The following is a 12,967-nucleotide window of genomic DNA, read 5'->3' on the forward strand; positions in this document are numbered from 1 at the left end:
GTCACCATTGCCCGTAGGGGATGTTGTTCAGGCCTTTGCCGCGGGCCTTGGAATACACGTCGAACACGTCTTCACCTTCGCGCGGGTTTTCGGGGCTGCTGTCATAGGCGCGCAGCCCCCACCCGCCTTCGTCCTCACCCTTGGCCGCCACCAGCGGGTCGTGCGGGATGCGCCGCAGGAAGTAGAACTTGGCGCCCTTGGCGCTGCGCACATCGCGCACGCCGTCGACCAGCACCTGCAGGTTCGGCGGGTAGCCACTGGCGTCCAGGCGCTTCTCGATGTAGCCGGCATCGAACGCGCGCTTGTAGGCGTCGATGGCGTCGCGAATCTGGTACAGCGCCTCGCGCAGCTGCTGTTCCTTGCCGCGGCGCACCACGGTTTCGGTCAGCGGCGCGGCCATGCTGGCAAGCAGCCCGAGCAGTGCCAGGGTCAGCACCACCTCGATCAGGCTGAAGCCCTGCATGCGGCGCTGCGCGATCATGGCCGCGGGCTCCCTTTGGGTGGGGCGATCGCCATCTGGCTTTCCACCACCGGGGCATCGGTGGCCGGGGCATTGCCAGGCACATCCGCTGGCGGCAACGGCGCCATCTGCCGCACCTGCATGGCCGACTCGGTGCCGGTGGCGAACTCCATGTCCGACGGGCTCTGGTACGGCAGGTTGCGCACGATGCGCGGGGTGATCGCCAGCACCAGCTCCGACTTGCTCATGTCGTCCTTGTTGCTGCCGAACAGCCGACCCAGGCCAGGGATGTCGCCAAGGCCCGGGATCTTGTTGCCGCTGGCGTTGTGATCGTTGCGCACCAGGCCGGCCAGCACCTGGGTTTCGCCATCGTGCAGGCGCAGGGTGGTCTGGGCGTTGCGGGTGTCGACCTGGACCGGAATGGTGCCCTGGCGGGTGGCTTCCAGCGGGGTGGCGTTGCTCACCTCCAGGGCTACCTTGATCGCCACTTCGTTGTTCAGGTGCACGGTGGGCTGCACCTCAAGCTTCAGGCCCACGTCCAGGTAGGTGACGCTTTCGGTGATCACCGGGCCCTGGGTGGACGGCACCGAGGTGGCGCTGATGATCGGTACCCGCTGGCCGATGTGGATGCGCGCCTGCTCGCGGTTGCTGACGCGGATCACCGGGCTGGCCAGGGTGTTGATGTCCTTGTCCTGCGCGTTGATCTTGGCCTGCGGTGCCGGCGCGATGCTGATGCGGCTGGAGTCGATGCCCTTGAGCTGGTCGAGCACGCTTACCGGCTGGCCGTCGGAGCTCAGCACGCCGAAGGTGTTGGGCCATTGCAGGCCGAGGTCGAGGATGCGCGAAGTGGCCACTTCCATCACCTCCACTTCCAGCACCACCTCGGGGTTGGACTGGTCCTGCGACTGCAGCAGCTTCTCGGCCATGCGCACGGCATCGGGGGTGTCGCGCATGGTCAGGGTGTTGAGGCGCTCATCGACAAACACGTCGCGGGTCTTGAGCATGGTCTTGACCATGTTCAGCGCGGTGTTGGAGTCGATGCTGGTCAGGTAGAAGGTGCGCATGACCAGTTCCTGGTAGTCCTTGGTCTTCTGCGGCGAGTCGGGGTAGATCATCAGGGTGTTTTCGTTGACGATCTTCTGCCGCAGCTGGTTCTGTTCCAGCAGCAGCGCCACGGCGTCCTCGATGCGCAACTCGCGCACGAAGATGGTGGCCTTCATGTCCGGGCGCATGTCCTTGTCGAAGATGAAGTTGATGCCGGCGACCTGGGACAGCACCTCGAAGATGGTCTTCAGGTTGGCATCGCGAAACTCCAGGGTCACCGGCCGCTCCAGCTTGCTGCGCAGTTGCGGGAACGGTTGCGCGGTGCGCGCCTGCACGTTCTCGATGTCGCTGCGCAGGGCAATGCCCTTCTGGTTCTGCGGGTCCAGGCGCAGCACTTCGCGCATGTAGCGCTCGGCACCGAACAGGTCGCCCTGGCGCAGCGCCGCCTGGCCCAGCGCCACGCGCTCGTCGAGGGTGCGGATCAGCTCCAGCTGGCGGATGCCTTCCTGGGCGCGGCGGTTGTTCGGCTCCAGGGTCAGCACCCGGCCATAGCCCATGCGGGCGCTGGCGAAGTCGTGGCGGATGCGGTCGGCGTCGGCCTGGGTCAGCAGCGCCTCGACCGCGGCCTGGCGGCTGTGGGCCAGGGCGATGTTCAGCTCGGTGTCACGTGGGTCTTCGCGCAGGGCTTCTTCCAGGCTGGCGATGCCGGCTTCGTACTGGCCCTCCTTCATCAGCTGTTCGCTGTCCTTGCGTACCGCACTGGAGCCGCAGCCAGCAATGGCCACGCACAGCGCCACTAGCAGGAACGGAGCCGGTTTGCACAGCTTTGACGACTTCATGGTGCGCTCCCTACAGACAAAGTCTGCGACTGATGCAAAGGCAGGTAGACCAGATGCAGCTCGCTGGCCGATACCCGCTCGAGGCGGTAGGTGTCTTCGATCACGTCGCCCTGGCGCACGACGTAGAGTTTTTCGCCGCTCTGCAGGAAGATCTGCAGGTCGTCGCGGTCGCCGATGCGGCCAATGAACTGGAATGGCAGGGCCGGTGCAGTCGGGGCTGCGACTACGGCGGGTGCGGTGACCACGGGTTGTTCGGTGACAGAGGCCAGAGCCTTGGGTTTGGTCCATTGCTGGGTTGGGAAGAGATCCCTGGAGGCTTGTTCCGGCCCTTTCGCGGGTAAACCCGCTCCCACAGGGACCGTGGATACCGCCGATTTTGTGGGAGCGGGCGCGCCCGCGAAGGGGGCAACACTGTCTTCCTCGCCGAACCAATGACCCGGCGCCCAGGCCAGCGCCGCACTCACGCCGAGGAAGCCAACCCAGATGACAGCACGTTGTGTGTTCATCATGACCTCGACAGGTAAAGGGTCATGCGCAGGCGGGCGTTGAGCTCGCTGTCGCCAATGCGTTTGCGTTGCAGCTCCAGGTCTTCCAGCACCAGGGTCGGCAACTGCTTGAGCAGGCCCTTGAGGAAACCGCGAATCTGCGGGTAGCTGCCGCGTACCGGCAGCACGATCTGGTAGCGCGCCAGTTGCGTCCTGGGGTCGATGCCCAGGGCATATTCGCCACGCGCCAGGCTGATATGCTCGGCGCTGGCCAGGTGGTACAGGCGCTCGATCAGCTCACTGGCCCGGGGCTGCCCCGGCAGTTGCTGGCGCAGGCTGTCGAGGGCCTGCTGCTCGGGTTTGATGGCAATCTTCAGCTCGCCACGCCTGACCCGCTCGACCTGCACGCTGGCGTCCGCTTCGGTGGCGCGCAGTTCGCGCAGGTTCTGCCATTGCGGCAACACCCCGGCACACAGCACGCCTACGGCCAGCAGGCTCACCGCAGCCGCAGCCAGGCCGACCGGGCCGACGCGACGCAGGCGCTCCTGGAGGATCAGGCTGTTCAGCGATTCACGGGCGCGCATGGCCGGTCTCCCAGGTAGCGGTGAGGGTGAAGCGCACCGGGTGTTCGGGCTGCGCGGCCAGCACTTCGTGGTTAAGCAACGACACATCGCTGAGCTCGGCACTGGCCTCCAGGCGCTGGTGGTACTGCAGCATCGCTTCCAGGTTGCGCGCCTCGGCGGTGATGCGCAGTTGGCCCTTGCGCGCGTCGGGGGCCAGGCTTAGCAGCGCCACGTCGTCCTGGGGCTGCGCTTCGAGCATGGCGAACAGCTGCTGCCAAGGCCGTTGCAGTTGCTGCGAGACGCTTTGCATCTGCGCCAGGCGCTCGGCCTGTTCGCGGCTGGCGGCGCTGCTCAGCGGCGCGACAGTGGCCGGGCGACGGCCCAGTTGCTGCTCCAGGCTGTGCACGCTGGCCTCCCGTTCGACCTGCTCGGCCTGCAAGCTTTGTTGCAGCAGCACCAGGCCGGCAACGGTGGCGCTCGCCACGGCCAGCAGCGACCAGGCCAACGGGCCGTTGCGCCGGGGCTGGAATTCCAGGTCGAGGCGGCGCATGTCAGGCCACCGCCCGCCACATGGCGCACAGTGGGTCGGCATCGCTGGCTGGCTGGCACAGCTGCACCGCCGCCAGTTGCGGCACGTCACCCCGGCCCGGGGCATGCAGGTAGACCCGTGGCAGGTGCTCGCCGTACAGCTCGCAGGTACGCTCGATCAGTGCTTGCAGGGCTTGGTCACTGTCGGCACAGCCTTGCGTCAGCACTTGCTGCCAGGCCCCGCCGGCAGCCAGCAGCAGCACGCTGCGGCGCGGTTCGGCCAGGACGAACAGGAAGTCGCCCTGCCCCAGCTGCGCCGAGCAGCGGTTGTAGGCGGCCATCAGGTACGGCTGTACCGAGCGCAGGCTCAGGTGGCTTTCCCGGCCCAGCGCCTGCAGCCGCTGCAGCAGGGCTTCGGGCAACGCCGTGGCGATGCGCGCGGCACCGGCCGGCTCGGGCGACAGCACGATGCGCCAGTCGTCCAGCGGCTGCCCGTAGAGGTTTTCGAAACAGGCCCGGGCGTAGGCGTCCAGCTCGCGCGGGTGGCTGATGGCATCACTCCAGGGCACCAGGCAGAAGCGGCTGTACCGGGCCGACAGCAGTACCCGCAACTGGGCACCGCGCACGGCATGCTCGGCCAGCAGCGTGGCCAGGGCGTCGACGGCGGCCTCCCAGGCCGGTTGGGCGGCATCGCAGGTAAAGTCGCGGCTGCCCAGCCATTGGTGGTGATTGGCGTGCCAGCTACCCAGGCCCACACCTTCGGCACCGAGTACGGCACTGTATCTGTAAGCGCCACGATCAGATGAATGTGACACGGTTGATCTCCTCGAGTGTGGTACGGCCATCCCGGACCAGGTCCAGGGCCGAGGCCCGCAGCAGGCGCAGGCCACGCTGGCAGGCGAGGTTCTTGATTTGCGACAGAGGGCGACGCTCGACGATCATCTGCCGCAGGTCGTCGTCCAGGTGCAGCAGTTCGGCGATGGCGCTGCGGCCGCGGTAGCCACTGCCACGGCACTGGCCGCAGCCCTGGGCGCGGACGAACTTCCAGCCGGCCACGCCCTCGCGGGTCAGGCCCGCGCCGTACAGGGTGTCGTCGTCGACTTCGCACGGCGTGGCGCAGTGTGGGCAGGCCAGGCGGATCAGGCGCTGGGCCAGCACCGCATTGAGCGCGGAGACGAAGCTGTAGGGGTCGACCTGCATCTGGCTGAAACGGCCGATCACATCGAACACGTTGTTGGCGTGGATGGTGGTGAACACCAGGTGGCCGGTGAGCGCCGACTGCACGGCGATTTGCGCGGTGTCCGGATCGCGGATTTCACCGACCAGGATCTTGTCCGGGTCGTGACGCAGGATCGAGCGCAGGCCGCGGGCGAACGTCAGGCCCTTCTTCTCGTTGACCGGGATCTGCAACACGCCAGGCAGCTGGTATTCGACCGGGTCCTCGATGGTGATGATCTTGTCCACGCCGTGGTTGATCTCGCTGATCATGGCGTACAGGGTGGTGGTCTTGCCGCTGCCGGTGGGGCCGGTGACCAGGATCATGCCGTAGGGTTCGGCGGCCAGGCGGCGCAGGGCGCGCAGGGTTTCCTCGGCAAAGCCCAGGGCCTGCAGCTGCACGCCGCTGACCCGGTCGGACAGGTCCTGCTTGTCGAGCACCCGCAGCACGGCGTCTTCGCCGAAGATGCTGGGCATGATCGATACCCGGAAGTCGATTTGCCGGTCGCCCACGGCAACCTTGAAACGGCCGTCCTGGGGCACGCGTTTTTCGCCAATGTCCAGCTCGGCCATCACCTTGATGCGCGAGATCACCTGGTCGGCGAAGGCGCTGCCGCTGGCCTTGCCGGCGCCGTTGAGCACGCCGTCGATGCGGTACTTTATGGTCAGGCCCTGGCCGGTCATGCCCAGGTGGATGTCGCTGGCGTGCAGCTTGAGGGCGTCGTACAGCGTGGAGTTGACCAGCTTGACCACGCGGCTCTGGTCTTCGCTGATGCTGGCCAGCGACAGGCGCTGCAGCGGGTCGCTTTCGCTGCTGGCTTCGGCGTCGTGGTCAAGGGCGTCCACGGCGTGGAAGCTTTCTTCGTGGCGGGCCAGGAAGGTGGCGAGGTCCGCGGCGTGGGCCAGGTACAGCGGTGCGCCTTGCAGCACATCGTCGATCCAGGCCAGGCGGGCGTGGTCGAAGGGGTCGGCGAATACGCCCAGCAGTTGGCCGCCCTGCTCGATCAGGACGAATTCACGCTTCAGGCACATCGCCAGGCTGACCTTGTCGAAGCGTGGGGTGCTGGCCAGCAGGGTGTGGCTGTCCAGCACCGGGTAATGCAGGGTCAGGCCCAGGCGCTGGGTGAAGGTGTCGGGGGTGTCGCAGGCCAGCTGTTCCAGGCGGGTGAGCAGGCGTTCGTCGCTGGTTTGCAGGCGGGCCTGGGCCAGCAGGTCGCGGGGGTAGGCTGAGAATGGTGCTGGATTCTTCGCGGGCATGCCCGCTCCCACAGGCACAGCGCAATCCTGAAGGCAACGCGAATCCTGTGGGAGCTGGCTTGCCGGCGATAAGGCCGTAACGGTTGCATCGAATGCTTCTGGCATGGCCTGCGACTCCGCTCAGGGGCGCGTCGCAGGCTGGCTCGGCCAGGGGTGCGGGCGCCGCTATTCCCCTGTGAGCAGTTGATCGTCGTCGGGCCCCGGGGGCTTGGCGCCGTTGCGGCGGCGGTCGGCCAATACCCAGCTTCCATCGTACAACTGCAGGGGGAACGATTCGTTCCTGTTCTGGCGTCGTTCGACAAACCCTTCAGCCGGGTTGTCCGTGGCCCTGCGCCGGCGCTCGATGCCCATCAGGTCGAAGACTGCACGGGCCAGTTCCACCAACGGGAACGGCTTGAACAGGACATGGCTCACACCCAGTTCGGCGGCCCGCTCACGCACCTCGACGGTGGGGTGGGCGGTAATCAGCACGAAGTGGCACTGCCTGTTCCTGCGTACGGTCTCCAGAACCTGAAAACCCTCCATGTCGGGCAAGCGGTAATCCAGCACGATCACTTGCGGTGCCAGGCTTGCAGCCTGCTCGATACCACTGGCACCGTCGTGGGCAACATGAACTTCCAGGCCTTGCGCCTGCAGGTACGCTTGCAGGTTCTGCGCAAGAGTCTGTTCGTCATCGACTACCAATACTCTGTTCACCAAGGTCGACTCCCAAGAACTGCCCGGTAACCCGGTCTGCGAAGTGCGCCCCTGTACAGGCTTGAGCAGGCTTCGTGCCAGGCGTGAAAAATCATGCTGCACCACTGTAAGTCATTGATTCGCCAGGGGGTACCGATCAACATCCGTAACGCAGCGGGCAGGCGCACCGGCCTGGTTCCCCACATGCGGGGAAACTGATGGCACACTGCCAGATCGTTATTCCCCATGATTGGGGAAACGCCATCAGTCACCTCAGTCGGCAATCTCCACGATAGCGGACGCACGCAAACGTTGGCGCACGGACTGGCGCGCCTGCGCCTCCCGCTGCCCGATGAGCGTGGCCCTGGCTTGAACCAGTCCCTGTTCGCGTATGACCGAAGGTTCGTCATTTTGTTTCTGCACTCCTTGCAGGGTTTCCAGGCTGGCATCGTAGAATGCCTCCACTTCGGCCTGGCTGGGCGCGGCGACAGCGCTGAGCTGGGCATACACCTGCTGCGCGGCCAGCTCGCGCCGGGTGTACTCATTGTACTGTGCCCTATCGAAGCCCGCTTCCGCCAGCCGCCGTTCAAAGATTGCCGGGCTGCCAAGCGCGGCCTCGACCTCGCCCACATGCGCCGACACCTGCTCGTCGCTGATGGCTATGCCGCGGCGCTGGGCCTCCTGCCACAACAGCTCCTTGTCGATCAGTTCATTCAGTGCCTGGTCGCGCAGGCGCTGGTACAGGTTCGGGTTGCGGATGCTGGCCACCGCGCGGCCCTGGGCGTCCAGGTATTCGCTGAAATAGCGCTCCAGGCGCATCGTCTCGATCTCCACACCGTTGACCCGAGCCGCCGGCATATCGGCCCAGCTTGCCTTGGCCAGCACCTGCAACAGGCACAACAACAGAACGCGCATGGCAACCTCCGCTCAAGGGCTGTCCGGCAGTGGCCGGTACGGGGTGACCGCGGTGAAGCGCGGCCCGGGCAGGGCCACCGCCACCACATGGGCACCGGCCATGCCCTGGCGGCGACCGGGGCCGAAACCCAGGGCCGGGGTCAGGCCGGTGGACACATCATGCAGGCCTTCCAGCGCGGCAATCAGCTGCTCGCGGCTGGTGTCGCGACCTGTCTGCTTCAACGCTTCACTCAGCAGGCGCAGCGCGCACAGGGTGTTGACCTGCAACGACGCCTGGCGAGGGTCGAGGCCCTGACGCTGCTGCAGGCCGGCCAGAATCGCCTGGCCCTGTTCGGTCCAGTCCCCAGGCACGTAGGGATAAGCCAGGAACACCCGTTGCGACCAAAACTCGGGCAAGCGCGCCACGGCGCCGGTCACCTGGCTGGAGGCGGCAAACAGGTATGGCTGGCGGCCGGCTGACTGCAGCGCCGAAGCCAGTTCGGCAAAGGCCTGGGCACGGCCGAGGAAGACAATGCCCTGCCCGTCCACGGCCTGGCCAGCAAAGGCCTGGGCCGCAGGTGGTGACCAGCCCTGCTGCTGAAGGCGTTCGCGCACCTGTTCGGCCAACGCCGCTTGTTCATTGCCGGCATACACCACACGCAGGTCGTTGGCAGCCAGCCCCAGTGCCGCGCGGGCGTGGCCGGCCAGGCTCAGCAATTGCGCGGGCAAGCCGGGCAACGGGTCAAAAATCTGTGGGCTGCCGCCGCTGCGTGGGGTACTGCCGATCAGCGGTACATTGTGGGGCGCCAGCAAGGTTGCCAGGCGCTGGTCGAGCATGGGTGCCAATGGCGCGATCAGGGCGAACACCTGCTCCTGCTCCAGCAACTGCTTCAGCGCCCGTTCGGCGCTGGCCGGGTCGGATCCCGGGTCGAGCACCACCAGCTCCAGGCGTCGCCCGTGGATGCCACCCTGCTGGTTGAGTTGCGTCAGGCCGTCTTCCAGCACCGCACGCACCACCTGCCCGGCCTCGGTCAGCGGGCCGGATGCCGGCAGCAAGGTCCCCAGGCGCAGCACGCCCTCCTCCACGCCGGGGTCGCGCTCCTGGGTCAGGCGCTTGAGGTAGGCCGTGAGGTTGCGCTGGTCGGCCAAGGTGAGTTCGAAGCGCGGCATGGCCGGGTCCAGGCGATTGCCTGCCGGGTCGACGCCGTGCTGAATCGCCCGGGCCAGGCTGCTGTCGGTGTAGGCCGGATAGCGGCGGCCGTTGACCTCGCGATCGCCCTGGCCTTGCGCCAGGCGCTGCCAGTCGAGGCTGGGCGGGCGTACGCCCCCTTCGGCACGGCCGCGGCCATCGTTGCCGTGGCAGCTGGCGCAGGGCAGCACGCTGGCGGGGACCGTCATGTCGCTGGCGCCGACACGGGCTTGCAGCTGTGCGTCGCTGCTGGAGACGCCCTGGCGGTAGAGGTGTTTGCCGGCTTGTTCGTTGGCGCTGAGGTCCAGGGCAAAGGCCGGAGCACAAAACATCAGGCTCAAAAGCACAACCAGGATCGTGCTCATGGCTTTTCCAGCCTGCTCAGGCCTCATCGCCGGCAAGCCAGCTCCCACAGAGATCGCAGCGTGCCTGAAGGCAGTGGCATACCTGTGGGAGCCGGCTTGCCGGCGATGAGGCCGGCAGCAACAGCACAAGGCCGCAAAGGCATTCATGATACTCACCGCCCTGCCAAAGGCAGTGCCAGCAACTGCATGCGCTGGGCAATCGCCGCCGGCGGTGCATCCGGGCGGATCTTGCTCCAGCGCTTGCCGGCCACATCGCCGGCAATCAGCTGTGTCGAATGCTGCTCGGGGCTGGGCAGGAACTGGCCGATGCGGCCGAGCACCAAATCGACATTGGCCTTGTCACCGGTCAGGAACAACCAATTGGGCCCATCCACGCCCTGCTTCCCGGCAAACGCCTTGAGCACTTCGGGGGTGTCATTGAGCGGGTCGCTGCTGATCGACACGAAGGTCACCTGGCTGGCCAGCTGCGGCCCCATGGTCTCGCGCACTTCGCGCAACTTGCGGGTAATCAGCGGGCAGGCGTCGGTGCAATGGGTGAAGATCACGTTGAGCATCACCACCTTGTCCTTGAGCACATCGCTGTAGAAGCGCAGCTCGCGGCCATTCTGGTCCTTGAGCACAGTGTCGGTGAACCAGGCCTGGGCATCGCGGGTACCGCCGCCACTGGTCATCGCCTGCGGTGCCGGCTGCGGTTCTGGCGCCTGCGGGGCATGGCCTTCATGGGCGAACGCCACCGAGGCGAGGATCCACAGGCAGCCACCCAGCATCAGCCAGTCAAAACCGCGCATGCCTGCGCGGCGGGAGCTTACCAGGCTCATGGTTGCACCTCGTGATGGTCGGCAATCGCCGTGCTCTTGGCATGCACCCGGCGGGCGCCTAGGCGGTTGATTTCGTCGATCAGCACTGCCGGGTCGGTGAAGCCGTAGTAGCGCGTCCAGTGGCCGGTGCGCCCGTCCCCCACCAGGATCAGTGGCGGGTGCTGGCTGAGGTCGGCGCTGAAGCTGCCCAGGCCCTTGAGGGTTTCGCTGATGGCATATGGCGTGCCGGTCAGCCAGCTCCAGCCCGGCCCCTTCTGGAAGGCCTTGGCGTAGTCCTGCAGGCGCTTGGCGTCGTCACGTTGCGGGTCGACGCTGATCGATACCAGGTGAATGTCTTGCCCCACCCGGCCACCCAGTTGCTGCTGGACCTTGCCCATGATCGACGACACCACCGGGCACACCGTGGCGCAGCTGGTGTAGATAAAGCCCATGACCACCAGGTGGTCGCCTACCAGGTCTTTTTCCAGGCGTACCGGCATGCCGTCCTGGTTCAGCAGCGAGACATCGGCAAAGCGCACGCTGGCCTTTTCCTGGCGCGCCGCCGGCGGCTGTTCGGCGTGGCCGTTGTGGTCGTGGCCGCCATGGGCCAGGGCCAGGTTGCCGGCAAAAGCCAGGCTCAGGGCCAACAGTGTGCAAGCATGCTTGGCGTTCATCGCAGGTTCCTCACGTCATTATCGGAAACGGTGGACGTTGCGGCCGGCAGCACGCGCAGGCTGGTGTAGTTTTCTTCGGCGAACTTGCGCCCCAGCGACGGCGACTGCACGTGCAGGTACCAGGCACCAGCTTCGGGCAGGCTCAGCGCCGCCTGATAGATGCCCTCGCCCACCTCCTCCAGCTGCAGGTTGCGTGGCATCGACGAAGGCGCCAGGAAGTAGCGCAGGCTCAGGTCGCTCAGGCCCAGGCGCGGCAGGCCGTCGTCGCCGACGATGCGCACCCGTGCGGTCACAGCGCTGTGCTGCGACAACGGCCGCTCCAGGCCGATGAACTCGGCATGCGCGCCCTTGCGCTTGCCGGCATTCGGCGCTGCGACCACATCGGTGCTGAAGCAGTGGATGATCTGCGGCTGGTTGAGCAAAAAGGCCACGTCGAACTTGCCGGCGGCGGGCATCTTCACCGTCGAGCCATACACGCCCGGCGCCAGTTCGCGCAGGCTGCGGTCGACGACGATGGCGGCACGGGCCTGGTGGCCACGGTTGTTGTAGCCGGACATCGGTGCGTTCATGCCTTCGGCGTAGAAGTAGGTGGTGTTGTCCACCGGGTTGACCACGAACACCGAATTGTCATCGCGCGACACCGACAGCCCCTGAGCCAGTGGCAGGTCGCCAGCCTGGCGTGGCGCCGCCGGGCCGGCCTCGAAGCCCTGGATGATCGGCGAACGCCCTTCGCCCAGGCTGGCCAGGTTGATCATGCTCACCTTCGGTGAAGCCAGGCCGCGCACGTAGGCATAGCCCTTGGTGAAAGTCAGCTGATACGGTTCGGCCGCCACCGGGATCCGGTGGATCAGCTTGTCGGTACTGGCGTCGATCACCAGGGCCTGGTTCTCCAGGGTGTTGAGCACGATGCCATAGCGGCCATCGCTGCTGAAACGCATCGGCCCCAGGCCCTGCTCGGCCTGGACCGTGTGGCGTAGTTGGTGGTTGCGGGCATCGAACACGCGCACGCTGCCCTCCTCGCCATCGACCACGTACACCGCCTGGGACAACGCCGAATAGCTGACCGACAGCGGGTGCGGGCCAACCTTGATGGTCTTGGCCAGGCGCATTTCCGGGATGTCGATCACGCTCAGGGTGCCGCTGTCGCGGTTGCTGACATAGGCGTAGCGGGAGTCACCACTGAAGGCGATTTCGTGGTGGCCGCCGCCGGTGTTGAAGGTTTTCAGGGTGTTGCGCCCCGGTACGTCTATCACCGTTACCCCGCCCTTGGCCGGGTCGCTGCTGTTGTTGCCTACCCAAAGCCGGTGCTGGTCCGGTTGCAGGGCCACGCGCAGCGGCTGGTCGCCAGCGTCCAGGTCGGCCACGCGGGTGAAGGTCTCGGTGTCGATCACCGAGACCTTGCCGCGCTCGGGAATGGACACGAACACCTGCCTGTCGTCAGCGGTGGCTACCCAGTCCATGGGCCGCCCAGGCAGGTCGATGCGGGCCATGGTGCTGGTCACGCCGCCCACCGATACGGTCGGGTCGATCACCGTCAGGCTGGCGTCCTTGTTCATCATCAACAGGAAGTAACTGTTCAGGTCGAGCAAAGGCCGCGCGCCAATGCTGCTTTTGAGGAACAGCGCGACACGGGCCTTGCAGCTCTGGTCGCGGTCGCCCTCCGGGGCCGACTGCGTCGGGTCGAGCCACGCCCCCGGGGCCATGCCCGACAGCGGTTGGCCACTGGCCTGGTCGCTGACCTTGAAACGGATGTTGGCGAAGCTGCCCTCCTGCAGCTGATCCCCCGCCAGCGGCCGGGCCTCGAACTCCACGGTCACACCGTCGCGGCTGAGCCGGTGCGGGGCCTGCGGGTCGGCAGAGCCCTGCAAATACTCGCGCGGATCGCACCACAGGCTTTCATAGGCCACGCCCAGGCCGATCAGCGCTGCCCCCAGTGCTACCCCCATGCATGCAAGGCGGGTCTTCTTGTTCATTTTCGCGCC

At 66.5% G+C, this 12,967-nt stretch carries 13 protein-coding genes; all 13 read right to left on the minus strand.

The annotated features are described in order from the left end of the window. Position 1 precedes the first annotated feature (1 nt). The gene (locus AC2T3R_RS14445) at positions 2 to 481 is read right to left on the minus strand and encodes a type II secretion system protein (protein ID WP_085720390.1); all 480 of its coding nucleotides are present in this window, start codon (positions 479 to 481) and stop codon (positions 2 to 4) included. After that, positions 478 to 2,343, minus strand: a complete 1,866-nt coding sequence (locus tag AC2T3R_RS14450; protein ID WP_015270590.1) for a secretin N-terminal domain-containing protein — start codon at positions 2,341 to 2,343, stop codon at positions 478 to 480. The genes AC2T3R_RS14445 and AC2T3R_RS14450 overlap by 4 nt, the downstream gene beginning before the upstream one ends. After that, a complete protein-coding gene (locus AC2T3R_RS14455; protein WP_486743829.1) occupies positions 2,340 to 2,849 on the minus strand; it encodes a hypothetical protein in 510 nt (169 codons plus the stop codon). The genes AC2T3R_RS14450 and AC2T3R_RS14455 overlap by 4 nt, the downstream gene beginning before the upstream one ends. Next, entirely contained in the window at positions 2,849 to 3,412 is a 564-nt protein-coding gene (locus AC2T3R_RS14460; RefSeq protein ID WP_486743830.1) for a GspMb/PilO family protein, read from the minus strand. The genes AC2T3R_RS14455 and AC2T3R_RS14460 overlap by 1 nt, the downstream gene beginning before the upstream one ends. Continuing rightward, entirely contained in the window at positions 3,399 to 3,941 is a 543-nt protein-coding gene (locus AC2T3R_RS14465) for a PilN domain-containing protein (protein WP_015270593.1), read from the minus strand. Before AC2T3R_RS14465 ends, AC2T3R_RS14460 begins: the two co-directional genes overlap by 14 nt. A gap of 1 nt (position 3,942) precedes the next feature. Continuing rightward, positions 3,943 to 4,734, minus strand: coding sequence for a hypothetical protein (locus AC2T3R_RS14470; protein WP_024087223.1), 792 nt, complete (start codon positions 4,732 to 4,734; stop codon positions 3,943 to 3,945). Further along, the gene (locus AC2T3R_RS14475) at positions 4,718 to 6,391 is read right to left on the minus strand and encodes a GspE/PulE family protein (RefSeq protein WP_410953279.1); all 1,674 of its coding nucleotides are present in this window, start codon (positions 6,389 to 6,391) and stop codon (positions 4,718 to 4,720) included. The genes AC2T3R_RS14470 and AC2T3R_RS14475 overlap by 17 nt, the downstream gene beginning before the upstream one ends. A 165-nt stretch (positions 6,392 to 6,556) precedes the next feature. Then, positions 6,557 to 7,090 (minus strand): response regulator, encoded by a 534-nt coding sequence (locus AC2T3R_RS14480; RefSeq protein WP_031325917.1) that lies wholly within the window; start codon positions 7,088 to 7,090, stop codon positions 6,557 to 6,559. A 249-nt stretch (positions 7,091 to 7,339) separates the two neighbouring features. After that, entirely contained in the window at positions 7,340 to 7,981 is a 642-nt protein-coding gene (locus AC2T3R_RS14485; RefSeq protein WP_013972866.1) for a SurA N-terminal domain-containing protein, read from the minus strand. A gap of 12 nt (positions 7,982 to 7,993) precedes the next feature. Next, on the minus strand, positions 7,994 to 9,514 hold the full coding sequence (locus AC2T3R_RS14490) for a cytochrome c/ABC transporter substrate-binding protein (protein ID WP_486743831.1): 1,521 nt from the start codon (positions 9,512 to 9,514) through the stop codon (positions 7,994 to 7,996). A 152-nt stretch (positions 9,515 to 9,666) separates the two neighbouring features. Beyond that, positions 9,667 to 10,332: an SCO family protein gene (locus AC2T3R_RS14495; RefSeq protein WP_085720395.1), complete on the minus strand. Its 666-nt coding sequence runs from the start codon at positions 10,330 to 10,332 to the stop codon at positions 9,667 to 9,669. Then, positions 10,329 to 10,985, minus strand: a complete 657-nt coding sequence (locus tag AC2T3R_RS14500) for an SCO family protein (RefSeq protein ID WP_486743832.1) — start codon at positions 10,983 to 10,985, stop codon at positions 10,329 to 10,331. Before AC2T3R_RS14500 ends, AC2T3R_RS14495 begins: the two co-directional genes overlap by 4 nt. Then, entirely contained in the window at positions 10,982 to 12,958 is a 1,977-nt protein-coding gene (locus tag AC2T3R_RS14505; protein WP_486743833.1) for a cytochrome D1 domain-containing protein, read from the minus strand. Before AC2T3R_RS14505 ends, AC2T3R_RS14500 begins: the two co-directional genes overlap by 4 nt. Positions 12,959 to 12,967: the final 9 nt, after the last annotated feature.

The sequence above is a fragment of the Pseudomonas sp. PVC-5-1 genome (assembly GCF_057444345.1).

Bases quoted from the DNA above. Each gene is read 5' to 3' on its own strand.
- AC2T3R_RS14445 (WP_085720390.1), bottom strand. From the start codon at position 481: ATGATCGCGCAGCGCCGCATGCAGGGCTTCAGCCTGATCGAGGTGGTG.
- AC2T3R_RS14450 (WP_015270590.1), bottom strand. From the start codon at position 2,343: ATGAAGTCGTCAAAGCTGTGCAAACCGGCTCCGTTCCTGCTAGTGGCG.
- AC2T3R_RS14455 (WP_486743829.1), bottom strand. From the start codon at position 2,849: ATGAACACACAACGTGCTGTCATCTGGGTTGGCTTCCTCGGCGTGAGT.
- AC2T3R_RS14460 (WP_486743830.1), bottom strand. From the start codon at position 3,412: ATGCGCGCCCGTGAATCGCTGAACAGCCTGATCCTCCAGGAGCGCCTG.
- AC2T3R_RS14465 (WP_015270593.1), bottom strand. From the start codon at position 3,941: ATGCGCCGCCTCGACCTGGAATTCCAGCCCCGGCGCAACGGCCCGTTG.
- AC2T3R_RS14475 (WP_410953279.1), bottom strand. From the start codon at position 6,391: ATGCCCGCGAAGAATCCAGCACCATTCTCAGCCTACCCCCGCGACCTG.
- AC2T3R_RS14485 (WP_013972866.1), bottom strand. From the start codon at position 7,981: ATGCGCGTTCTGTTGTTGTGCCTGTTGCAGGTGCTGGCCAAGGCAAGC.
- AC2T3R_RS14490 (WP_486743831.1), bottom strand. From the start codon at position 9,514: ATGAGCACGATCCTGGTTGTGCTTTTGAGCCTGATGTTTTGTGCTCCG.
- AC2T3R_RS14495 (WP_085720395.1), bottom strand. From the start codon at position 10,332: ATGAGCCTGGTAAGCTCCCGCCGCGCAGGCATGCGCGGTTTTGACTGG.
- AC2T3R_RS14500 (WP_486743832.1), bottom strand. From the start codon at position 10,985: ATGAACGCCAAGCATGCTTGCACACTGTTGGCCCTGAGCCTGGCTTTT.
- AC2T3R_RS14505 (WP_486743833.1), bottom strand. From the start codon at position 12,958: ATGAACAAGAAGACCCGCCTTGCATGCATGGGGGTAGCACTGGGGGCA.